18 protein-coding genes are annotated in these 23,025 nt (G+C 74.4%); 4 read left to right on the forward strand and 14 right to left on the reverse strand.

All coding sequences use genetic code 11. The features are described 5' to 3' along the window. The first annotated feature begins 1 nt into the window (after position 1). The 4 genes from ACH436_RS13000 (at position 2) to ACH436_RS13015 (ending at position 2,577) form a co-directional block, all read left to right on the forward strand. Positions 2–424 (forward strand): fluoride efflux transporter FluC, encoded by a 423-nt coding sequence (locus tag ACH436_RS13000; protein ID WP_430560611.1) that lies wholly within the window; start codon positions 2–4, stop codon positions 422–424. Then, positions 421–825, forward strand: coding sequence for a fluoride efflux transporter FluC (locus ACH436_RS13005; RefSeq protein ID WP_430560612.1), 405 nt, complete (start codon positions 421–423; stop codon positions 823–825). Before ACH436_RS13000 ends, ACH436_RS13005 begins: the two co-directional genes overlap by 4 nt. Before the next feature lie 133 nt (positions 826–958). Beyond that, entirely contained in the window at positions 959–1,537 is a 579-nt protein-coding gene (locus ACH436_RS13010; RefSeq protein WP_430560613.1) for an Ltp family lipoprotein, read from the forward strand. A gap of 62 nt (positions 1,538–1,599) precedes the next feature. Then, positions 1,600–2,577: a 5'-3' exonuclease H3TH domain-containing protein gene (locus tag ACH436_RS13015; RefSeq protein ID WP_430561020.1), complete on the forward strand. Its 978-nt coding sequence runs from the start codon at positions 1,600–1,602 to the stop codon at positions 2,575–2,577. A gap of 41 nt (positions 2,578–2,618) precedes the next feature. On the opposite strand, the gene ACH436_RS13020 is transcribed toward ACH436_RS13015, so the two are convergent. The 14 genes from ACH436_RS13020 to ACH436_RS13085 form a co-directional block, all read right to left on the reverse strand. Beyond that, positions 2,619–3,104, reverse strand: a complete 486-nt coding sequence (locus ACH436_RS13020) for a ribose-5-phosphate isomerase (protein ID WP_430560614.1) — start codon at positions 3,102–3,104, stop codon at positions 2,619–2,621. Positions 3,105–3,129: 25 nt separating this feature from the next. After that, positions 3,130–4,851: a dihydroxyacetone kinase family protein gene (locus ACH436_RS13025; RefSeq protein WP_430560615.1), complete on the reverse strand. Its 1,722-nt coding sequence runs from the start codon at positions 4,849–4,851 to the stop codon at positions 3,130–3,132. Further along, on the reverse strand, positions 4,848–5,699 hold the full coding sequence (locus tag ACH436_RS13030) for a sugar phosphate isomerase/epimerase family protein (RefSeq protein WP_430560616.1): 852 nt from the start codon (positions 5,697–5,699) through the stop codon (positions 4,848–4,850). Before ACH436_RS13030 ends, ACH436_RS13025 begins: the two co-directional genes overlap by 4 nt. A 27-nt stretch (positions 5,700–5,726) precedes the next feature. Continuing rightward, entirely contained in the window at positions 5,727–6,503 is a 777-nt protein-coding gene (locus ACH436_RS13035; protein WP_430560617.1) for an SDR family NAD(P)-dependent oxidoreductase, read from the reverse strand. A 37-nt stretch (positions 6,504–6,540) separates the two neighbouring features. Continuing rightward, entirely contained in the window at positions 6,541–7,929 is a 1,389-nt protein-coding gene (locus tag ACH436_RS13040; RefSeq protein ID WP_430560618.1) for an MFS transporter, read from the reverse strand. A 196-nt stretch (positions 7,930–8,125) separates the two neighbouring features. Beyond that, complete coding sequence (locus tag ACH436_RS13045; RefSeq protein ID WP_430560619.1) at positions 8,126–8,818, reverse strand: GntR family transcriptional regulator; 693 nt, start codon at positions 8,816–8,818, stop codon at positions 8,126–8,128. Between the two features lie 23 nt (positions 8,819–8,841). Continuing rightward, positions 8,842–9,546, reverse strand: coding sequence for a VOC family protein (locus tag ACH436_RS13050; RefSeq protein WP_430560620.1), 705 nt, complete (start codon positions 9,544–9,546; stop codon positions 8,842–8,844). 90 nt (positions 9,547–9,636) lie between these two features. Further along, on the reverse strand, positions 9,637–12,309 hold the full coding sequence (locus ACH436_RS13055) for a phosphoenolpyruvate carboxylase (protein WP_430561021.1): 2,673 nt from the start codon (positions 12,307–12,309) through the stop codon (positions 9,637–9,639). 138 nt (positions 12,310–12,447) lie between these two features. Beyond that, entirely contained in the window at positions 12,448–13,098 is a 651-nt protein-coding gene (gene catA / locus ACH436_RS13060) for a type A chloramphenicol O-acetyltransferase (protein WP_430560621.1), read from the reverse strand. 70 nt (positions 13,099–13,168) lie between these two features. Continuing rightward, positions 13,169–16,546 carry a hypothetical protein gene (locus ACH436_RS13065; protein ID WP_430560622.1) on the reverse strand — a complete coding sequence of 1,126 codons (3,378 nt, stop codon included), beginning with the start codon at positions 16,544–16,546 and terminating at the stop codon, positions 13,169–13,171. A 135-nt stretch (positions 16,547–16,681) separates the two neighbouring features. After that, entirely contained in the window at positions 16,682–17,911 is a 1,230-nt protein-coding gene (locus ACH436_RS13070) for an MFS transporter (protein ID WP_430560623.1), read from the reverse strand. Further along, positions 17,908–18,888: an acetylxylan esterase gene (locus tag ACH436_RS13075; protein ID WP_430560624.1), complete on the reverse strand. Its 981-nt coding sequence runs from the start codon at positions 18,886–18,888 to the stop codon at positions 17,908–17,910. The genes ACH436_RS13070 and ACH436_RS13075 overlap by 4 nt, the downstream gene beginning before the upstream one ends. 67 nt (positions 18,889–18,955) lie before the next feature. Then, a complete protein-coding gene (locus ACH436_RS13080) occupies positions 18,956–20,473 on the reverse strand; it encodes a polysaccharide lyase 6 family protein (RefSeq protein ID WP_430560625.1) in 1,518 nt (505 codons plus the stop codon). A 28-nt stretch (positions 20,474–20,501) separates the two neighbouring features. Continuing rightward, positions 20,502–23,000 carry a polysaccharide lyase 8 family protein gene (locus ACH436_RS13085; protein WP_430561022.1) on the reverse strand — a complete coding sequence of 833 codons (2,499 nt, stop codon included), beginning with the start codon at positions 22,998–23,000 and terminating at the stop codon, positions 20,502–20,504. Positions 23,001–23,025: the final 25 nt, after the last annotated feature.

A 23,025-nucleotide genomic window follows, 5' to 3' on the forward strand; every position in this document is an offset into this window, starting at 1 on the left:
CGTGCGTCAGGCGCGGAACCGGCCGGCGCACCGCCGGCCCGGCCTGGTCGCGCTGGTCGCGGCCGGCGGCGCCGTCGGCACCGCGGCCCGGTACGGCCTGACGCAGGCGTGGCCCGCCGTGGACGGGTGGCCCGTCGCGACGTTCGCCGCCAACGTGCTCGGCGCGTTCGTGCTGGGCTGGCTGCTCGAGTCCCTGGCCGCGCGGGGGCCGGAGACGCCGACCGTGCAGCGGGTGCGGCTGGCGGTCGGCACGGGCGTGCTGGGCGGGTTCACCACGTTCTCGTCGCTCGCGCTCGAGACGGAGCGCCTCCTGGCCGCCGGGTCGCCGGGCCAGGCGCTCGCCTACGCGGGCGGCACGCTCGTCCTCGGGTACCTGGCCTGCCTCGCGGGCGTCCTGCTCGGCTCCCGCCGGAGGGCGGCATGACCGCCGCCGTCGCGCTGCTCCTCGTCGCCGTCGCCGGCGGCCTGGGGGCCGCCGCCCGGTTCGTCGTCGACGGCGCGGTGCGGACCCGGACCCCCCACGCCGCCTTCCCGTGGGCCACGGTGGTGGTGAACGTGTCGGGCTCGCTGCTCATCGGCCTCGTCACGGGCGTGCTGCTCGGCGCCGGCGACCCCGCGCACCTCGAACCGTGGCGCCTCGGCGTCGCGACCGGGTTCTGCGGCGGCTACACCACCTTCTCCACGGCGATGGTCGAGACCGTGCGCCTCGCCCGCTCCGGCCGCACCCGCCTCGCCGTCGCCAACGCGCTCGGCACGATGGCGCTCACGCTCGTCGCCGTCGTCGTCGGCATCGGCCTCGGTGTCCTGGTCGGCCGGCTGATCTGACGCGTCGCGGTGGCGCAGGAGCCTAAGGACGGCTGCGCCCGGGGACGGGTTCACCCTCCTTTCACCCTGGCAGCGACTCCCGCTCACCGTCCCTCCCGTGGTCCGATGAGTTGCCAGGAGCACCGGAGGCCTCATGAAGAACTCGATCACGTCGCTGCTCGCACTCGGCGTCGCCGCGACCATGCTCGCCGGGTGCGCAGCATCGCCGGACGACGATGCGTCCCGCGCCGCCGAGCCGGCGCCAGAGGTCACCGTGACGGCGACGGTCACCGCCACGGTCACGGCGACTCCCCCTCCGGAGGACGTCGAGGACGAGTCCCTCGAGGAAGCGGCCGACGAACCAGCCGAGGAAGCAGTCGACGAACCTGCTGAGGAAGCAGCCCCGGAGGAGACCGCTGCGGAGGACCCGCCGAAGCCCGAGCGATCCGTCTCTCAGGCGAATGCCGTCACCAAGGCGGAGGAGTACCTCGGGTTCACCGCCTTCTCGAAGTCCGGACTGATCGAGCAGCTCGAGTACGAGGGGTTCTCCACGTCGGACGCGAAGTACGCCGTCAAGCACATCGACGTCGACTGGAAGGATCAGGCTGCGAAGAAGGCCGAGGAGTACCTGGACTTCACGTCCTTCTCGCGTGCCGGGCTCATCGAGCAGCTCGAGTTCGAGGGTTTCTCCCAGGACCAGGCCGCGCACGGGGCCGACTCCGTCGGGCTCTGACACGGGGCGCCACCGATCCGAGATTCCGCGAAGGGCTGTGGCACGCTGACCCGGTGAGCCTCATGCTGCTGGACTCGGCGAGCCTGTACTTCCGCGCCTTCTACGGCCTGCCCGACTCGCTGCGCTCCCCCGACGGCAAGCCGGTCAACGCGGTGCGCGGCCTGCTGGACATGATCGCGTTCCTCGTCACGGAGCACCGGCCCGACCGGCTGGTGGCGTGCTGGGACGAGGACTGGCGGCCGGCGTTCCGGGTCGAGGCGATCGGGTCGTACAAGCAGCACCGGGTCGCGGCCCTCACGCCCGGCGACGAGCCCGACGTCGAGGACGTGCCCGACGCGCTCACGCCGCAGGTGCCCGTGATCGTCGACGTGCTGGCGGCGCTCGGCATCGCCCGCGTCGGCGCGCCCGGCTTCGAGGCGGACGACGTCATCGGCACCCTCGTCACGCGCGAGGTGGCCCGCAGCGCGGCGACCGCGCTCCCCGTGGCCGGTGCGGTCGGGATGGTGATGCCCGCCAGCGTCGACATCGTCACGGGTGACCGCGACCTGTTCCAGCTGGTCGACGACGCCGCCGGTGTGCGGGTGCTGTACCCGGCGCGCGGCGTGCGCGACCCCGACGTCGTGGACCAGGCGAGGCTGGCCGAGAAGTACGGCGTGTCGAGCGGCCAGGCGTACGCCGACATGGCGACCCTGCGCGGCGACCCGTCCGACGGTCTGCCCGGCGTGCCCGGTATCGGCGAGAAGACGGCCGCCAAGCTGCTCGCCACGTTCGGCGACCTGGCCGGCCTGCGCGCGGCCGCCGAGTCGGGCGCGAAGGGACTCACGCCCACCCAGCGGCAGAAGCTGCTCGACGCCGCGGCCTACCTCGACGTCGCGCCCACCGTGGTGCAGGTCGCGCACGACGCCCCCGTCGGCGAGGTCGACGACGCGCTGCCGGCCGCCCCGCGCGACCCCGAGGCCCTGGACGCCCTCGCCGAGCGGTGGGGCATCCGCTCCAGCGTGGACCGCGTGCTGACGGCCCTCGCCGCCCGCGCGGCCTGACCGCCGGGGCGGGGCGGCGTGCGCCGCCCCGCTCGCACGGCTCAGCAGGCCGTGCCGGCCACCCGGTCGGGCGACGCGAGGTCGTAGGCCTCGAGGGCCGCGACCTTCTGCGCCGACGGGGACGCCTCGTCGAACGTGTGGTCCAGCCACTGCCCGACGAGCGTGCGCGCGAGCTCCAGCCCGATGACGCGCTGCCCGAGGGTGAGCACCTGGGCGTTGTTCGACTTCACGAGCCGCTCCACCGAGAACGCGTCGTGCGCCACGGACGCGCGCACCCCCGGGACCGTGTTCGCGGCCATCGCCACGCCGATCCCGGTGCCGCACACGAGCAGGGCACGGTCCGCGCTGCCGTCCGCGACCGCCCGCCCGGCGGCCACCCCGATGTGCGGGTAGTCGGTGTCCTCCGCGGCCCCGACGCCGACGTCGATCACCGCGTCGACGCGGGGGTCCGCGTCGAGCTGCGCGCGCAGCGCCTCCTTGTACTCGAAGCCGGCAGAGTCGGAGCCGACGACGATGCGCCATCCCATGGGTCGTGTCCTTCCGTCGTAGGGGTCAGTGGCGGGCGGCGGGCACGGCCGCCGCCACGCACAGGGCGAACGAGACGGCGCCCGGGTCGGGGGTCCCGACCGAGCGCGCGGCCAGCGGGCGGGCACGGCCCACCTGCGGGACCAGGTCGGCGGTCGCGACGGCCGCACGGTCCGCGACGTCGGCGGCCGCGCGCCACGCGTCGCCCAGCCCGCCGGACGCACCCTCGGCGGTCGCCCGCTCGAGCACGTCGACGAACGGCCCCGCGGCGTCCAGGAGCGTCTTGTCCCCGAGGCTGGCCTTGCCGAGGTCGCCCAGGGCGTCGAGGTACGCGCGGCACGCGGCCGCGACGTCCGCCGCGGCCGGGGTGCCGGCGTTGCCCAGCCGCGCCCCGGCGGCGCGCAGCCCCGCGCCCCACAGGACTCCCGACGTCCCGCCGGCGTGCTCGGCCCAGGCGTCGCCCGCCGCGGTCAGGACGCCCTGGACCCCCCAGCCCGCGTCGGCGGCCTGCCGCGCGGCGGCGAGCCCGTGGTCGAGGCCGCGCACCATGCCCCGGCCGTGGTCGCCGTCCCCGGCGACCGCGTCCATCCGGCCGAGCTCCTGCTCGGCCTCGTGCACGGCCGCGGTGGCCGCGGCGAGCCCGGCGACGACCAGCGCCGCGGCCTCGCGCGACGCGGCGTCGCCCTCGACGGGGACGGCCTCGGCCGTCAGGTCCGCCAGCTCCTGGTCGACGTCGGTGTCGTCGCCCCCGGTGGTGTCGCCGCGACGCCACGCGGGCGTGGTCGCCGGGTCCAGCCACAGCTCCTCGAGCTCGTCGTCCAGCCAGGTGACGGTCAGCGACACCCCGCCCATGTCGAGGCTCGTGACGAGCTCGCCCACCTCGGGGGCGACGAGCGTCAGTCCTGCCTCGCGCAGCAGCGGCGCGACGTGCGCCCACAGCACGAAGAGCTCCTCGTGCTTGGTCGAGCCCAGGCCGTTGAGGATCACCGCGGCCCGGCCGTCGGCGCCCGCGGGCCGCTCCGCCAGGAGACGGTCGACGAGCAGGCGCGCCATCGCGGGCGCGGGCATGGTGGGGACGTCCTTGAGGCCGGGCTCGCCGTGGATGCCCAGGCCGAGGCCCATGGCCCCGTCCGGGACGGTGAAGTGCGGGGTGTCGGCTCCGGGGAACGTGCAGCCCGAGAACGCCAGCCCGATCGTGAAGGTGCGCGCGTTCGCCTTCTCCCCCGCGCGGACGACGCCGTCGAGGTCGAGCCCGCGCTCCGCCGCGGCGGCCAGGGCCTTGAAGACGACGAAGTCGCCCGCGATACCGCGGCGCCGGTGCCCCTCCGACGCGTCCGCGGACGCGACGTCGTCGGTGACGACGACCTGGCGGGCGGGGATGCCGTCGGCCTCGAGGCGCTCGCCCGCGAGGCCGAAGTTCATGACGTCGCCCGCGTAGTTGCCGTACGTGAAGACGACGCCGCGGCCGCTCTGCGCGAGGCGGCCCACGGAGTACGCCTGGGCGGTCGACGGCGAGGTGAAGATGTTCCCGACGACGGCGCCGTCGGCGAAGCCCGGGCCGACCAGGCCCATGAACGCCGGGTAGTGGCCCGACCCGCCCCCGACGACCACGGCGACCTTGCCACCGGGAGGCCGGGACCGGCGCACGACCCCGCCGGGGACGGCGCGGACCAGGCCGGCGTGCAGGTCGGCGAAGCCGGCGACGGCGTCGGCGGCGAACTCGGCGGGGTCGTCGAAGATGCGCGTCATCGGGCCTGCACCTCGCCCAGCAGCGCCGCCATCTCGTCGAAGGACCGCTGGGCGTCCGCCTCGCGGTCCTCCTCGGCGACGTCGTGCGTCTCCAGCTCCAGCACATAGGTGCCGGTGAAGCCGCCCTCCTCGAGGGCGGTCATCACGCCGTCGAAGTCGACCCGCCCGCGACCGATGCCGAGGTTGAGGTTCCCGGGCACGGCGTCGCGCAGGTGCACCCGCTCGACGCGGGAGGCGTGCCTCGTGGCCCACGCGACGACGTCCTCGTCCGAGGCGACGACGTGCGACGTGTCGAGCAGCAGCCCGACGACGTCCGGACCGAGCAGGTCGAGGACACGGTCGGCACGCGCGACGGACCACGCGAACCGGCGGTGGTGGAGCACCTCGACCATCAGCCGGACGCCGTGCTCGGCGCACAGGGCCCCCACCCGGCGGAGGTTCTCGGCGATCCGCCGCAGGTCGGTGTCCTCGTCGGTGTACGGGTCCCAGGACTGGCCACCGGCCGGGAGGATGAGCGCCCCGCCCGCCGCGGCCGCGAGCCGGACCAGCGGCAGGGCCGTCGCGGCGAGGGTCTCCGGGTCGAGCGCCGGGTCGTTGAGCGGGCCGACGTCGCCGTTCACCGCGCCGGCGCGCAGGCCGTGCCGGTCGAGCACGGCCACGTGGTCCGCCGGGTCCCCGGTGAAGGGCACAGGGACGTGGTCGCAGACGCCGGGCAGCGCGCCGAGGTCCACCTCGGTGGCACCGGTGGCGGCGATGAGGCGGACCGCCTCCTCGTAGGGCCGGAACCGGAAGGTGATGGTCGAGATGCCGATCCGCCGCGCGGTCGCGGGGGCTGCGGTAGTGCTCATGGGTTCTCCGTCCGCTCGTCGCCGCCGTCAGGCGATGTACGAGCCGCCGTTGATGTTCTGGGTGGTGCCGGTGAGGTACGAGGCGTCCTCGCTGGACAGGAAGACGATCAGGGCCGCGACGTCCTCCGGGGTGGCCTGCCGGCCGAGCGGCACGGACGCGGCCAGGCGCGCCTCGTTGTCCGCGTCGGTCGCGCCGGCGCGGATGTCCGTGTCGACGACGCCGGGGCTGATCGAGTTGACCGTGATGCCGTGGGGCGCCATCTCGCGGGCGAGGGAGCGGGTCAGCCCCAGCACGCCGGCCTTGGCGGCGGAGTACGGCGTCTTGGAGAAGACGCCGCCGCCCTGCTGGGCGGACACGGACGACATCGTGACGATCCGGCCGTAGCCGCCGTCGATCATGGCCGGGAGGAACGCCTGGCACGCGAGGAAGGTGCCGGTGAGGTTGATGTCGACCACGCGGCGCCACTCCGCGAGGTCCACCTCGAGGAACGGCACCGGCGACGCCACGCCCGCGATGGTCGCGAGCGCCCCGACGGGCGGGAGGTCGGACGCGGCGACGACGGCGGCCGCGCCGCGCACCGACTCCTGGTCGGTGACGTCGACGCCCAGGCCGAGCGCGGGCACGCCGTGGGCCGCCGCCAGCTCGTCGGCCGCGGCCTTCGCGCCTGCCTCGTCGAGGTCGAGCAGGGCGACGGCCCAGCCCTCGGCGGCGAAGCGGCGGGCCGTGGCGAAGCCGATGCCGCGGCGCGACGCCGCGCCCGTGACGACGGCCGTGCGGGGGCCGGTTCCGGTCTGGTAGCTCATGGTGGTCCTTCCGTGGGGATGGGTGGTGGGGGCCCGGTCAGGCGCTCGTGACGTAGGAGGTGGGCCGGCCGGCGGGACCGCCGGTGCTCCCCTCCTCGGCCAGGGCCGCCGCGGTGGCGCGCTCGGCCTCGGCCCGGCGGGCGGGCCCGTAGGTCTCGGGGGTGGCGAGCGCGGCGACCAGGCCGATCGCGCCGTAGGCGATGAACAGGACCGCGGGGCCGCCCCAGCCGAACGACTCGTACAGCGACACGGCCCAGAAGGCGGTGAAGCCGGAGACGACGGCCGCGAGCTGGTAGGCGAGCGACGCGCCGGACGAGCGGGTCGCGGTGGAGAAGAGCTCGGAGAACCACGAACCCTGGGTGCCGGCGAGCGAGTTGTGGCAGAAGACGAACGCGACGACGAAGACGGCGATGACCATCCCGAGCTGGCCGGTGTTGACCATGAGGAACATCGGCACGCCGAACAGCAGCATGAGCGTCGTCCCGAACAGGTAGACGGGCTTGCGGCCCACCCGGTCGGTGAGGCGGCCCCACAGGAGCGTGGCGGGCAGCCCGAGCAGCGCGGCGACGACGATCGCGAGGATCGTGTGGGGGCGCGTCGCGAGGCCGTTGTTCTCGACGTAGGAGGTGACGTACGTGATCGACACGGCGTACCCGGCCGTCTCGGCGACGCGCAGGCCGAAGGCGCGCAGCAGGTTGCGCCAGTCCTCGCGGATCACGGTGGCCAGCGGGTTCTTGGCGAGGGCGCCCTGGTCCTTGGCCTCCTCGAACTCGGGCGACTCCTCGACCTTGAGGCGGATGTACAGGCCGGCGAGGATGAGGACGGAGCTCAGCAGGAACGGCACGCGCCAGGCCCAGTCGCCGGGCAGCCCGGCGCTCGAGAGGAAGGCGATGTTGGCCAGGAGCAGGCCGAGGGGGAAGCCCGCCTGCGGGATGGCGGTGAACGCGCCCTTGCGGCGCCACGGGGCGTGCTCGTACGACATGAGGATCGCACCGCCCCACTCGGCCCCGAAGGCGAGACCCTGGATGACGCGCACGGCGACGAGCAGGATCGGCGCGAGGACGCCGACCGTGGCGTAGGTGGGCAGCAGGCCGATGGCGACGGTGGCGAGGCCCATGACGAGCAGGGAGCCGACGAGCACCGGCCGGCGGCCGATCTTGTCACCGAGGTAGCCGCCGACGATGCCGCCGATCGGCCGGGCCGCGAAGCCGATGCCGAGCGTGGCGAAGGACATGAGCAGGCCGGTCGTCGGGTCGCTGTCCGGGAAGAACGCGTCGCCGAAGTAGAGGGCCGCGGCGGTCCCGTACCCGATGAAGTCGTAGTTCTCCACGGTCGTGCCCACGGCGCTGCCGACCGCCACACGGGTCTTGTGGCGGGTGCCGAGCACCGGGGTGCCGTCACCCGGCGCGGACGTCGTCGATGTCATCGCATCTCCCTTGATGTGGAGCCTCGTCGGTGAGTGGTGTTCTACTGTTAACAGTCGAACACAGGAACCATGCAGCGCCGCGACGAGTGTTGTCAAGACCCTCCGCACGACCTCGCGGACCCGCGACGACGTCGTCGCTGGTCAGGCCGGAAGGTTCAGTGTCGGCGGCGTCGGACGGGCACGGCGTCCTCCGGTGTCAGACGGCGGCGTGGTCGCGCATCCGCGCGACGATGCGGCCGGCGGCGTCTCGCATGTGCGTCCGGAGGAAGTCCGCTCCCCCGGCCGCGTCGCCGGCCGCGACGAAGGCCACGAGCGGCGCGTGCCGCTCGTACGCCATGTTGTGCAGGGCCGTCTCGGGGCCGGCCGCGGTGATCGCCGCGCGGGTGAGCCCGGAGACGGACCGCCACCCGTGGACGAGGGTCTCGTTGCCGCTCAGCTCGCACAGGAGCTCGTGGAACGCCAGGTCGGCGTCGATCTGGCCGGCGAAGTCGCCCGCGGTGCGCTGCATCGCCTCCAGCGCCTCGCCGAGCCGCACCGCCGCGGAACCGTGGTCGTCGCGCTCGCACACGAGCTCGAGCGCCAGGCTCTCGAGCGCGCGGCGGACCGCGAAGATGTCGTCGACCTCGCGCTCGGAGACGACCCGGACCGACAGCCGTCCGCGCGCGTCCGCGGAGACGAGGCCCTCCTGCTGCAGGTGACGCAGGGCCTCGCGCAGCGTGCCCCGGCTGACGCCGAGGGTCTCGCTGAGGTCGACCTCGGCGAGGTGGGTCCCCGGGGGCAGGTCCCCGGCGCTGATCGCCAGCCGCAGCCGGTCGAGGATCATCTCGCGCCGCGTCTGCGACGCGATCGATCCCAGCGCGCTCAACGAACCCTTCGACCCACCCGGCATGGGACCAGCCTACGGTCGCCGCATCAGCCCCCGAGCGTCGTGGGCGGGAAGGCGCAGAACTCGTTGCCCTCCGGGTCGGCCATCACGGTCCAGCGGATCTGGTCGTCCTGCGGGCGCAGCACCCGCGCGCCGCGCGCGACGAGGTCGTCCAGGGTGACGCCGTCGTTCAGCCTGACGTCCCAGTGCCAGCGGTTCTTGACCGTCTTCGGCTCGGGCACGGGGACGAAGTCGAACGACTCGAACGGGACGCCGGCGGCCTCGTCGAGGTAGGCGTAGTCCATGGCGTCGTCCTGCGTCAGCGTGCCGCCCAGCAGGTCCTGCCAGAACGCGGCGACCTTCCGGTAGTCCGCGCAGTCCACGACGACGTCCTTGAGCCGGTAGTCCGGCACCTCGTCGTAGGTGAAGACGCAGAACTCGCCGCCCTCGGGGTCGGCCAGCGTCGTGTAGTGGTACTGGCCGGGCTCGGTCAGGCGCGGCTGGTCGGGGAACGCGTCGAGCGACAGGGCACGCACGTCGGGGTGCACGCGGTGCTTCACCGTCTTCGCCTCGGGCACGGCGTTGACCCAGACGGTCCGCCCCGGCACCGGCTCAGGGCTCGGGTCGCGCAGCACCGCGCCGCCGCCGTCCAGCATCTCCAGGCGCAGCCCCAGCGTCCGCGCCCAGAACTCCCCTGACGCGGCGGCGTCCACGGCGTCGACGCAGAGGGCTTCGAAGGTCACCAGTGTCATGCCGCCGAGCCTAGGACCCCGTGGGTACGACATCGGCGGGAACTCGCGCGCGAGCTCCCGCCGATGCCCTGCCCACGACCCGGGCCGGGGTCAGCCGGTGTTCTGCAGGCCCGCGGAGACTCCGTTCACGGTGAGCAGCAGCAAGTGCTGCCAGCGGTCCTTGTGGCCGCCGTCCACCCACTCGCCGTCGTCCACGGTGAGGCCCTCGCTGAGGCCCTGGCTGCGCAGCGCACGCAGGGCGCGGACCTGGAGCAGCGACAGGGCGTCGACGTACGGCGAGCGCAGCTGCACGGCGCGGCCGAGGACGCGGCGGTTGGCGAGCGGCCACTCGTTGCCGGTGACCCGCAGCACCCACTCGCGGGTCAGGCGGAGCTCGCCGAGCACGAGCTGCGCGAGGTCGTCACGGTCGCCGAGGCCCAGGTACTGGGCGGCGATGTCCTCCTGCGTCTTGGCGAGGCCCATCTCCACGGTGTCGAGCAGCGTGGTGAACAGGGGCCACTCGCGGTAGGCCGCCTGGAGCTCCTCGAGCCCGCCCGCCTGCTCGGCGGCCGAGCGCAGCGCCGTCCCGAGACCGAACCAGCCGGCGAGGTTGATGCGCGCCTGCGACCAGGAGAACACCCACGGGATGGCGCGCAGGTCGTCGAGCGAGTTGACCGACAGGCCGCGCTTGGCGGGCCGGGAGCCGATCGGCAGCAGGCCGACCTCCTCCAGCGGCGTCACCTGGGCGAACCACTGCGGGAAGCCCTCGGACCTCACCAGGCCGTGGAAAGCGGCGCGCGACGTCTCGTCGAGCGCGGCGGCCAGCGGCGCGAACCGCTCCCGGGCGTCGGCGTTCCGCTTCTCGACCGTCGGGGCCGAGGCGAGCAGCGTCGCCGCGGCGACCTGCTCGATGTGCCGGGCGGCGATCGTCGGATCGCCGTAGCGGGCGAGGATGACCTCGCCCTGCTCGGTGAGCTTGAACCGGCCGTCCACCGAGTGCGGCGGCTGGGCGAGCACCGCCCGGTTCGCGGGGCCGCCGCCGCGGCCGAGCGAGCCGCCGCGGCCGTGGAACTGGGTGAGGGTGATGTCGTGGCGCTGCGCCCACTCCGCGATCCGCGACTGCGCCTTGTGCAGGGCGAGCGTCGCCGCGACGGGGCCGACGTCCTTCGACGAGTCGGAGTAGCCGAGCATGACCTCGACGCGCCGGCCGTTCTCCGCGAGGCGCTGCTGCACCTCGGGGAACTCGAGCATCGCCTCGAGGATGTCGACCGAGTTCTCCAGGTCGTCGAAGGTCTCGAACAGGGGGACGGCGTCGACGACGGGGGCGTCGTCCGAGCCCTCGAACGCGAGCGCGGCCAGCCGGTAGACGGCGGCCAGGTGCTCGGGAGCCTGCGTGAAGGACACGATGTAGCGGCGGGCGGCGCGGATGCCGAACCGCTTCTGCACGGCACCGAGGGCGCGGTAGGTGTCGAGCACCTCGACCGTGCGCTCGGAGAGGTCGCCGTGCAGCCCCTTCTCCTCGATCTCGGCGAGGGCCGCGGCGTGCACCTGGGAGTGCTGGCGCACCTCCAGCTCGGCGAGGTGGAACCCGAAGGTCTGCACCTGCCACACGAGCTTCTGCAGGTCGCCGTACGCCGCGCGGGGGGCCCCGGCCTCGACGAGGGAGCGCTGCACGACCTCGAGGTCGGCGACCAGCTCCTCCGGCTCGCGGTACCCGAGGTCCGCGTCCCGGCGACGGGTCGCGGCGACCCGGCCGGCGATCGCGAGGACGGCGGCCCGGTGCGGCTCGTTCGGCGAGTCGGCGGCCGCGCGGGTCACGAGCTCGTCGGAGAGCTGGCGCATCCGCTGCCACAGCGACTTGAGCTCGGCCGACGCGGGCGTGCCCTCCTCGTCGAGCGTGAGCTTGCGCCCGGTCTCGACGGCGGCCTTCTCGAGCGCGCCGAGCGCGTGCTCGGCGGCGAGGGTCGCGGCCTGGCGCGTGACCTCGGCCGTGACGTTCGGGTTGCCGTCGCGGTCGCCGCCGATCCAGGAGCCGAGGTGGACGAACGGCCGGGCGACGGGCGGCACGCTGCCGGCCTCGCCGTCGAGCAGCCAGTCGTCCAGGCGGCGGTACACCTCGGGGAAGGTGGAGAACATCGTGGCGTCGAAGACGCCCATCGAGGTCTTCACCTCGTCGAGCACCGACGGCTTGTGCGCGCGGATGGGCGAGGTGCGCCACATCGTGTCGATCTCGGCGAGCAGGCGGCGCTCGTTCTCGGCCAGCGTGGTGCCGCCGGGGCGCATCGTGTCGCGGGCGGCGACCAGCCCGGAGATGCGGCGCACGGCGCCCGAGACGGCGCGGCGGCGCGCCTCGGTGGGGTGCGCGGTGAGGACCGGGCGGAACTCGATCTCGCCCAGGCGACGCAGCGCCTCGTCGCGGCCGACCTCCTCCGCGAGCTGCGTGAACGCCTGCGGCAGCGAGTCCTCGATGACGACGCCGGACGCGGCGTCGGACTCCCGCGCACGGAGCACGCGGACGCGGTGGTATTCCTCCGCGAGGTTCGCCAGGTGGAAGTAGCAGGTGAAGGCACGCGCCACCTGCTCGGCGCGCTCCGGCGTGAAGCCGGCCACGACCTCGGCCGCCTCCGCCAGCGCCGCGCCGCCGTCGTCCGCCCCGTAGGCGCGGATGGTCAGGCCGCGGAGACGCTCGACGTCGTCGAGCAGGCTCTGACCGCCCGCCTCCTTCAGCACGGTGCCGAGCAGCCCGCCCAGCAGGCGGATGTCGTCCCGCAGCGGGTCGGGCATCTCGTGGCGCGCCACCACGCGTTCGATCGAGCCGGTGGATCCCAGGTTCTCGCTCACGGGACTAGAGCGTAAGCCGTCTCGCCGTCCGGGCGTCGAGACGTCCGGCTGGTGACCCCCTCGACACCGTGGCGGCGTGACTCATCCCACCCAGGACGGCGCGTCCAGGAGCTCCTGCAGCTCGTTCACCAGACGCGCCGTGTGGAAGCCGTCGGCGGCCGCGTGGTGGACCTGCACTGCCAGCGGCAGCAGCACCCGCCCCTCCCGCTCGACGTACCGGCCCAGGGTGACGATCGGCGCGAGGTGGTTCCAGGCGTCCCGGATGTTCAGCGTGAACCCGGTGAACGACGCCCACGGCAGGCTGGACACGTCGAACGCGTTCGGCGGGGGCGGGCCCTGCGGGAAGAGGTCCGTCGAGGCCCCGTGCTCGGCCAGCACCGCGGTCGCGGCGTCGTGGAACGCGCCGAAGTCGGCGTCGTACGGCACCCAGACGCACGAGAAGGTCTCCGGTTCCACGTGAAACACCGTGAACGCCGGGTGCACGACCGGCCAGACGGCCGGCGCTCCTTCGTCAGTGAGGCACATCCGGAACTCGTCGTGCCGGTTCACGACCGTCGCCAGCGCCCACACCTGCGCGACGTACGACTTGCGCGTCGACCGGCCCATCGCCGCGACGAACGCCGTGACGTCCAGCTCCACCGTCATCGCGTACGTGCACGGCGACGCCCGGTAGTGCTCGAAGTGCTGACGGCGCGGCCAGGAGGCGAGGTCGATCGGGCGGGGGGCGTCCATGCGTCCCAGGGTTCCCTACGGGCGGGGCGGGGTCGCAGGGAATTTCGGTGTCGGCGCGCGTCGGTCCGGTCTAGGCGGTCGGCCCTCCGCGCCGCAGAAGCCGCACGACGACCCCGGCCCCGACGAGGAGCACCGCGACCAGTGCGACCAGGCCGAGCTGCGCGCCCGTCACCGGCAGCCCGCCGATCCCCGGCGTCGTCGGCCCGTCCGCCCCGGGAGGTGCCGCGGGTGGTGCGGCCGGGGGCGGCGTCGTGGTGGCGGTCACGGTGGGCGCCGGCGTGGGTGTCGGTGAGGGTGTCGGGCCGGCGGGCTCCGGAGGCGTGACGTGGGTCGTGGTGCGGCAGTCGGGCTCCGTCCCGGGCTCCGGGCACTCCTCGGCCCCCTCCCCCGTCACGACGTTCGCCAGGGTGACGTCCCACGCGTCCTCGTCCACCACCACCTGGTAGGTGAGCGTCGCCGTGTCCTCCAGGAGCGGGACCCCCCAGGTCAGCGTCGTACCGTCCACCGCCGCCGTGCCCGTGCTCGCCTCGACGCTGCCGGGGACCAGGGCCGCGTGGGCCAGCACGTCCGCGAGGTCGTCGGTGATCACCAGGTCGTGCGGGCGCTCCGCGCCGCCGCCCAGGTTCGTCGCCGTGACCGTGTACGTGATCGTGCTGCCGGGTTCCACGGTGGAACCGGACGCCGGGTCGCTCGACTTCTCCAGGGTCCACGTCGACGGGTCGGCCACGTTGCGGAAGGTGCAGATCATCCCGGCGAGCGGGTCGACCGTGACGGTCGGCGTCTCGCGCGGCGTGGGCCCGGCGATGCAGTCGACGCCGGCGAGCGTGTAACCGGCGGGGGCGTCGGGCGGCGTCGTCTCCGTCAGCTCGTACGGCGTGCCGGGACGCACGAGGAACCGCAGGCCGAGCGGGCCCGACGTGCCCTCGACGGTCACCGGCTCCAGCCCCGCGGGCACGTCGGGCCCCGTCGGCGTGGCGGTGAGCGACCAGGCGTCCGGCGACGCCGGGAAGCCGTCGGCGTTCTCCACGACCTTGCGCAGGGAGAGCTGGGCGGTCTGGTTCAGCAGCTGGCAGGACGTGTGCTGACCCGTCGGGGGCACGACACCCCCCGTGAGCCCGTCGACGACGTCGCCCGCCGACGTCCCGTCGGCGGCGATCGTGCGGCAGAACGCCGACCCCGTCGACCCGGGATACTCCGTGCTCCCGTCGCGGCGGTCCAGCTGGACGTACCAGGGCGCACCGCCCGACTCAGCGATCGTGTACGGCACCTCGGGGTCGACCTCGACCTCGGTGACCGCCTCGGTGTTCGCCTGCCCGGTCACCACCCCGGGCTCGCTCCCCGCCGGCCCGGTGGCGGTGACGGTCCACTCCCGCGGGCTCGTCGTGCCGCCGAGCACGGTCTTGGTGAGCGTGAGCAGGGTCGGGCATGTCACCGAGTTGGTCACCTCGACCGTCGTCTCCGGCTCCGTGAGCGTCACGGGGTAGAAGTCGACGTCGGGCGGGGCCCCCGGGTCCGCGGGATCGCGCGGCGCCGACGGGAACGGGTCGTCCACCGGGTCCCCGTTCACGGCGGTGACGGTCGCGCTGTCGAGCGTGCACAGGTCACGGGAGCCGAAGCCGACCTTCTCCGCCAGGCCGACCTGTGCGCCCTGCTCGAAGACGATCGGAGGGTTGGGCGCCCAGCCCGGCGTGATCGGGCCGGTGCCCCCCGGGACGTCCGGCGGGTCGAGCCAGAGCTCGGCCGTGAGCTCCGGCGGCTGCTCCCCCTGCGCGTACGGCTCCCCGTTGACGACCCAGGTCTTGCTCACGCTCAGGCTCGCGCGCGGCGTCGGCGCCTCGTTGTAGATCACGCAGCTCACCGCGCTGCCCGGCCCCATCGAGAACGAGAACCCCGGGCCGTCCTCGCCAACGGTGTTGTCCACGTCGAGCGTGATCCCGTCGGGTTGCTCGGAGGTACGCAGCGTGCACACCGCGTTGGCCCCGGCCTGCGGCACGATCTCGTACCCGTCCTGCTGCACCTCCGACACCGTGACGGTGGACTCGCCCGTGAAGTCGTCGAGCGGGAAGTTCACGGCCCCGGTGCCGTCGCCGGTCGTGACCTCGGTGCCGGGCAGGCCGCCGACGTCGGGCTCGGCGTCCGCGGTGAACGTCCAGCCCGGGCCGGCGGGCGTCGCGTCGTCGATCTCGCCGCCCGGCGGGACGATCGCCTTGACCACCGAGAGCGACGGCGCGCACCGGGAGAACACGAGCTCGCGCAGCGCAGGCCCTGCCGCGGCGAAGTCCGTCTGGTAGTAGTCCGCCGTCTCGGCGTTGTCGCCGGTGAACACCTCGGCGCCCGAGATCGCCGCCAGGTTGAGCGCAGCCTCGTCGCTGGCGACGCCGGCGCCGACGCCCACGGCGAGGGACCGCGTCTGCCGGGCCTTGACGGCGTTGGCCGAGAAGATGCCGTTCTCCACCTCGCGGAAGCGGGTGTTGGAGCCGTTCCCCTGCGGGGGGTCGCTGTAGTACGTGGGGTTCCCGTCGGTGATGGTGACGACGAGATCGTAGGTCTGGCTCGCCTCGGCGACGGCGGCGAGCCCACGGTCCCAGTTGGTGCCACCCCCGACCCCCCAGTCCGCGTACAGGTCCTTGAAGGCGTCGGCGTCCGCGGTCGTCGACACGGGGAAGTGCTCCGGGTGGTTGGCGGTGCCGTCGGCCGGGGAGACGCGCGAGAACGTGAACAGGGACATGCGCGACGGCGTCCCGGTGAGGGCGTCGACGAACGTGTCCGCAGACTCCTTGAGGTCCGGAAGGTTGCCGCCCACCGACCCCGACAGGTCGAGGACCAGCGCGACATCCAGACCGCACCCCTGCGGCAGCGGCGGGTTGACGCGCGACTGCTGCCACACTCCGCCCGACGCGTTCCTCGTCTGGGTCTGGGAGACCATGAACGTCGAGTCCGCGCCCGGTTGCCCGGAGGTGTAGGTGTGCCCGCCGTACACCTGCGGGGTCTGGAACTCGTACTGTGCCGCCTGCGTCGAGCCGCTCACGGTGGTGCTGAGCGGGTTGTTCGTCTCGAAGCCGTCCGGGGCCGCGACCTGGCGGACATAGAACCGGTCCCCGCACTGCGCCCCGCCCCCGGTGCACGTGCCCTGCGGGCCCCGCTGTGCGTCCGGGACCAGGAAGCTGCAGTCGCCGTCCGAGTCGGAGGTGCACGTCCCCCATGCGTCGGTCACCGGGGTGGCACCGTTCGCGCCGCGGAACAGCTGGAGGACGACGCCGGGGAGCCCGGCCACCGAGTTGACCCCGGTCCGATCGCTGCCGGCGCGGACGCTGATCACCGCCTCGTTCGCCCCCGGTCCGGGGACGGCCGCGCGGACCGTCGTCCCGAGGCCGAGCGCGAGCACCCCTGCCAGCAGAGCGAGCAGTGCGGACCCCGCGATCACGCGGCGCAGTCGAACCGTGGCCATACGGATTCCTCCCGCGACGGGACGCCGGCACCCTCGGTGCCGGCCTCAGCGGCACGCTGCGGTGCCAGGCCTTCGTCGGACGCCCCCGTCACCCATCATCGGCACGCCGGGTGGAGGTCGCACGCGGGCGCCGGGTCACCTCCGTGGCGAGGTCCGCCCGGCCCGTGCGTAGCCCGCCGCGACGGCGGCACCGACCAGCGCGAACCCCGCCCACGCCCAGCCGCCGTGGGCGAGCGGCCCGGCGAGCAGCGCGCCGACGACGGACGACCCGACGACGCCGCCGACAGCCAGCGCCAGGCCGTTCACGCCGAACCGGGTGGCGACGGACGCCGCCGGCGCGCCCGCGGCGACGACGGCGCTCATCGCGGGCTGGAACACCATCTGCCCGAGGGTGAAGACGACCATGCCGGCCACGAGGGACGCGACGCCCGGCCCGCCGCCGAGGACGGCGATGCCGCCGCCCATGGCGGCGACGCCGAGGGCGAGGACGGCGGGCATCCGCAGCCGCGCCTGGAGCCAGCGGGTGACGGGCACCGTCGTCGTGAGGACGAGGACGGCGGCCGCGGCGTACACGGCGCCGACGCCGACGGCGCTGCCGAGCACGGCGTCCAGCCGCAGCGGCACGACGAGCTGGAGCTGCGTGAAGATCGCCCACGCGCCCGCGTTGAGCAGGCACAGCACGACGAGCGCGCGGCGCGCCTCGCGCCGCATCCCGCCCGGCGCGGGTGTGGCCGCCGCCGCGGGCGCCTCGTCCGTCCGCACGGCCGGGGCGTGGGGGCCGGCAGGCTCGGCCACGGGTTCCGCCGCCCGCCCCAGCCCCCACCACGTGAGGGGCGCGGCGGCGAGGAAGAGCCCGGCAGCGACCCAGCACACGACGTCGAACCCGGTGGTCACGAGCAGCCCGCCGAGCAGCGGCCCGACGACGAACCCGGCGTTGCTCAGCGCCTCGCGTCGCGCAAAGACGTCGGGCCGGGCGCCGCCGAGCCGGGCGTACGCGGCGTAGCTGGCCGGGTGGAACAGGGCTCCCCCGAGGCCGACGGCGATCCCTGCGGCACCGACCGCGAGCGGCGTCGTCGCGACCGCGAGGGCGCCGAAGCCCGCCGCGCGCACCAGCACGCCGGCCACGATGGTGCGACGCACGCCCCACCGGTCGGCGAGGAGGCCCGCCGGGAGCTGCAGACCCTGCTGCGCGCCGGCACGGATCCCCGCGAGCAGCCCGACCAGCGCCAGGCCGAAGCCCAGACCGTCGGCCAGGTGCACGGCCAGCAGCGGCACGAGCACGTAGAAGCCCGTCGCCATGACGAAGGTGTTGCCGTACAGGGCGAGCATGGCGCCGCGGGGCGCGGTCCCGTCGGGTGGTGTCACCGGGGGCCGAGCACCCCCGCGAGCGCGGCGAGCTTGCGCGGCATGTCGTACGCCGCGCCGCCCTCGTGCCCGTTGTACGGGAAGACCTCGATCTGCGCGGGCCCGCCGTAGCGGTGGTAGGCGGCGAACACGGTGGACGGCGGGCAGACCTTGTCCATGAGCGCCACGGAGAACCAGCCCGGGCAGCGGGCGCGCGCGGCGAAGTTGGTGGCGTCGACGTAGGACAGGGTGCGCATCACGTCCTCGACCTCGAAGCGGTGGCCCTTGAGGTAGCGCGCGATCTCGGCGTACGGGCCCTCGTCGGTGATCTGCGACGCGCGGCGGTAGTGGCTGAGGAACGGCACGTCGGCGATCGTCCCGGCGAGGTCGTCGCGCAGCCCGGCGACGGCGAGCGCGAGCCCGCCGCCCTGGCTGCCGCCGAGCACGGCGACGCGGGCGGGGTCGACCTCGGGCAGCGCCTTGACGGCGTCGACGGCGCGTACCGCGTCGGTGATGAGCCGCCGGTAGTAGTGCTTGGCGGGGTCCTCGATGCCGCGGGTGAGGAAGCCCGGCGACGACGAGCCGTGCCCCTCGGGCGCGACGTCCGGGGTGTCGGCGGTGGTCTTGCCGCCGCCGCCCTGGCCGCGGTTGTCCATGACGAGGTGCGCGTACCCGGCCGCGGACCACGTGAGCCACTCCCACGGCACGCCGCGCCCGCCGTTGTACCCGATGTACTGGACGACGGCGGGCAGCGGCCCGCTGCGCTCGCGGGGCAGCAGCAGCCACGCCTTGACCGGCTGACCGGCCCACCCGGAGAAGGTCACGTCCCGCACCTCGACGGTGGCGAGCCCGGCGTCGAAGGGCGCCTGCTCCGATTCCGTGGCGGCGGCCGCCGCGTCGTCGAGCGTCTGCTTCCAGAACGCGTCGAAGTCCGCGGGCTCCTCCGGCTCCGGGCGGTAGGCGCGCAGGTCGTCGAGGGGCTTGTCGAAGAAGGCCATACGGTGCTCCTGGGTCGTGGCGTGCGGTCGGTCGGGCTGTCGGCGCGGCGGCCGCCGCCCGAGGGGGTCAGGGGGCAGCGGGTCCGACGTCGTCCCGCTCGAGCGCCTGCCGGGTGACCGGCGCATCGGACACCTCATCCGCGCCGACGTCGGGACGCCGGTCGCGCGGCTGGCCGTCGACGTCGTCGACGAGGAACGGGTAAGCCCCGGTCGCGGTGTTCAGGGCCGGGCCGGGGCGCAGGCGCCACCTCCCGTCGACGCGCTCCAAGCGCGGGTCGGCGACGCGGATCTCCCGCGGCCCGACGGCAAGGCCGACGGTCGCGGCGCCCGTCGGCCAGGCGATGTTCCCGGAGTACGTGACGCCGGCGGGCTGCTTGAGCTCCTGGAAGAGCGGGCCGGCGGTGCCGACGACGAGGTTGTCGGCGACGACGGAGTCCACCGGCGGGTAGGTGTAGTTCGCGCCGACCTCGACGTTCGAGGTGTTGTCCACGAACGTGTTGTGGACGACGGTGGCCCGGTGCACGCGCCAGTGCGCCGACGTCGAGCCGGAGCCGTCCACGTCGCCCCCGTCGATCTGCAGCGCCGCCGTGTACCCGGAGCCGCGCAGGCCCTCGAAGTAGTTGCCGTAGACCACCTGGTCGTCGCCGTACAGCCGCACGCCCCCGGTGCCCGCCTTGCCCTCCCCGAGGAAGACGTTGCCCTGGATGACGTTGCGGTCCCCGCGCCGGGCGCTGACCACGCCCGCCGACGACCGGATCGTGTTGTGGCGCACGGTGTTGTCGTCGCTCTTGAGGGACACGATCTCGGCGTCGGAGTCGCAGTCCTCGAAGAGGTTGTCCTCGACAGTCGCGAACGAGCTGGAGTCCGACAGGGCGGAGACGCCGAGCCGGATCGCCTCGCCCCCGTTCTCGGGCTGGGCGGGGCTGGTGCCGAAGTAGTTGTGGTCGATCCGGTCGTGCTGGGAGATCTGCGTGGTCCCGCCGTACACCGTGACGTAGTTGCCGAGCACGGTCTTGTCGTGGAAGGAGTTGTGGTCGATGCGGTGGTAGCCGCTGCCCTCGCCGGAGATCTGCAGCCAGTGCCGGGCCGACGTCGGGTCGGCGGGTTGCGCGAACGTCAGCGCGAGATCGTTGCGGGTGAACCGCACGTTCGTCGAGGCGGTGATCTTCAGCGTGCTCGCGTTGCGCCAGGTCAGCCCGCGCACGACGACGTGGCTGGAGCGCGCGATCTCGAGCTGGCCGGCGGTGATGACGGCGCCGCCCAGGGTGGAGCCCTCGATCTCGATCGGGTGCTCGGCGGTGGCCGCCTTGTCGGCGAGCTTCACCATCGAGTACTCGCCGTCGGCGAGCACGATGCGGTCTCCCGGCAACGCGTCCGCGAACGCCGCGGCGAGCTGGGCGCTGGTGCTGACCCGGACGGTGCGCAGGGGCTCCGGGTCGGCGGCCACGGCGGCGGGCGCCGCGGCCTCGACGGCCGTGCCCGGCAGGGCGCCCGGTGCGGAGGCAGGGGCCGCCGCCGCGCCCAGGGGCACGGCGAGGGTCAGGGCGAGGGACAGTCCGAGCGGCAGGGCGAGGCGGTGCGTCATGGTGATCGCTCCAGTGCGGGTCGGTTGGTCAGACGAAGGACGCGGTGACGGTGGCGCCCGCCAGGCCGGCGGTGGCGGCCACGATCCGCCAGCCCGCGCCGCGGCGGGTGACGGTGACGCCCGGGTCGGCGGACACGAACCGCAGCCCGTCGCGGTTCAGGTCGACGACGACGGTGTCGCGGGTCTGCGTCGGGTCGCTCAGCGCGACGGTCGTGGGCCGGGTCCACGCCGTGCCCCCCGCGCCGTCCGCGCCGCCGCCCGTCTCGTGCACGACGACGGACGCCGGGCCGTCGGCGTGCAGCGACCCGCTCACCCCCGGCACGGCGGCGCCGACGGGGACGGACGCGGGCGCCCAGAAGTTGGCGGCGATCGTGCCGCCGAGCGCGACGGCGTGCACGTCGGCGTCCTGGGCGAGGACGCGCAGCCCGTCGGCGGTGCCGCAGGCCTCCGCGAACGCGCGCGTGCCGTCCGCGTCGGCGGCCGGGAGCATCACGTAGGCGTACGCCGCGTCCGCGGGCGCGGCGCCGTGGTCGAGCCAGGCCGTGACGTACGGGCGGGTCACCGGGGTGTCCGTGCCGTACTTGATGTTGATCTCGCGCCAGGTGTGGGTGCGGTCCTCGCGCAGGGCGTGCAGCCGCGCGCCGCCGGGGAACACGTAGCCGGCCGTGCCGGACAGGTGGGCCCAGCGCACGTCGTCGAGCGTCGCCGACCAGCCGTTCCCGATCCCCTGGGCGACGCCGTCGACGACGAGCGCGGCGCCGTCGCGCACCTTGCGGTTCTCCACCACCGTCTCGACGCCGCCGGCCGCGGGCGCCGTGATGCCGGAGCCAACGCAGACCACGACGTCGTCGACGAGGAACCAGCTCTTGAGGGCCCGCAGGTCGGAGCCGCGGGCGTGCAGGTCCTGCCCGTACGCGCCGACCGTGGCGCCGGGCACGGCGGCCCCGCCCACCCAGGTGGCGTCGCTCGTCTCGCGGAAGTTCGCGCTGTTCGCGAGCCGCGCCGTGTCGACGGTGGTGCCGGGCAGCCGGTACGGGTCGACGGTGGGCCAGTAGTCCTCGCTGTAGTGGCCCAGGTCGTCCGTGTACAGCAGCACCATGCCGTCCGACAGGTGCCAGCCGTGCAGGTTCTCGTTCTGGATGGACTCGTAGTTGTAGACGCGGGCCGAGTAGGCGCTGACGCTCACCGCGAAGCCCGGCCGGCGGTGCACCATCTTGTCCATCGCCGGGTACTGCCGGTGGGTGACCAGCACGCCGCGCGGCGTCGGGCCGCCGGCGAGCAGCGCGTTCGCGGCGACGACGGACGCGGGCGTCGTGGCGGCGAGGAAGTCGCGGTAGGTGTCCTCGGCGATCCACTGGGCGACCAGCCCGGTCAGGGTGGAGGCCGTCGCCTCCGGCGCGGAGGGGATGAGCCGCAGCGTCCCCTCGATCACCGTCTGGGCGGCGACGTGCCCCTGCTTGCTGGGCCGTGCGATCTCGCGCCCGCACACCGATGCGGCCATGTCGCCGCGCACGATCAGCGGGTCGAAGGCGTCGGTGACCCACGCGTAGACGTTCGCCAGCTCCGGGTCGGTGACCTGCCAGGGCGAGTCGCCCAGCAGGTGCAGCAGCGACGACAGCGTGCCGAGCAGCTCCTTGCCGTAGCCGCCGTTGTAGGGGTGCTTCCAGTGCTGCAGGAACGAGCCGTCGCGGAAGAAGCCCTCCCCCGTGCCCTCGCCCTCCGCGGTGCCGCCGTCGACGAAGGCCAGCACGCTGTTGGCGCCGCCGCCCTCGACGTCGCTCAGGGCGTCGCGCACGCGCCCGAGGGCCGCCTCGTCGCCGTCGAGCGCGGCGCGCACGGCCACGACCGTCGCGATCCACACCCGGTTGGCGCCCGTGGCGATCTGCCGGTCGGCGCGCCACAGGTTGGGGTCGGGCGTGTAGTGGTCGATGGCGGAGGTGCTGCGGGCGAGGGCGTCGCCGAGGGGCTCGCGCAGCACGACGAGCGCGTCCGCCAGCGCCGACGCCGACCCGATCTCCCAGTCCCAGTCGTTGTCGAAACGCGGGATGCCGGGGCCGTAGACGTGGTCGTGCATCCACGTGATGCCGTCCACGACGTCGGCGGCCACCGTGGCGTCGCCCGCCATGGACGTGCCCGGCGTCGCCCAGGCGACGGCGATCGAGCGCAGCCGCTTGAACGTCGTGGTGACGGTGTTGGAGCGGGTCCAGTCGGCGAGGTCGGGCCAGAGGGCGGCGCGACCCGCCGTCCGGTCGAGCGTGGCGAGGACGGTGGTCGCCGCGCGGTCGACGCGGCGCACGGCGCCCTTGACGTGGGCGTCGGCCAGGTCGAGCCCGGGGCCGCCGGTCTGCAGCACGGCCCACCGCTCGACCAGCTCCGCGGTGGTCGAGGCGGGAGCCGCCCGGGCGGGCAGGGGCAGCGCCGGGGCGAGGGCTGCGGCGCCCGCGAGTGCGCCGACGCCCCGCAGCAGGCTGCGCCGGGTGACCCCGGTCGTCGTGCGGGCAGGCGCGGTCACGGTGTCGTTCTCCATCACGGTCCCTCTCGTCGTCGAGCAG

It is taken from the genome of Isoptericola sp. NPDC019693, assembly GCF_044389085.1.
Classification (GTDB): Bacteria; Actinomycetota; Actinomycetes; order Actinomycetales; family Cellulomonadaceae; genus Isoptericola.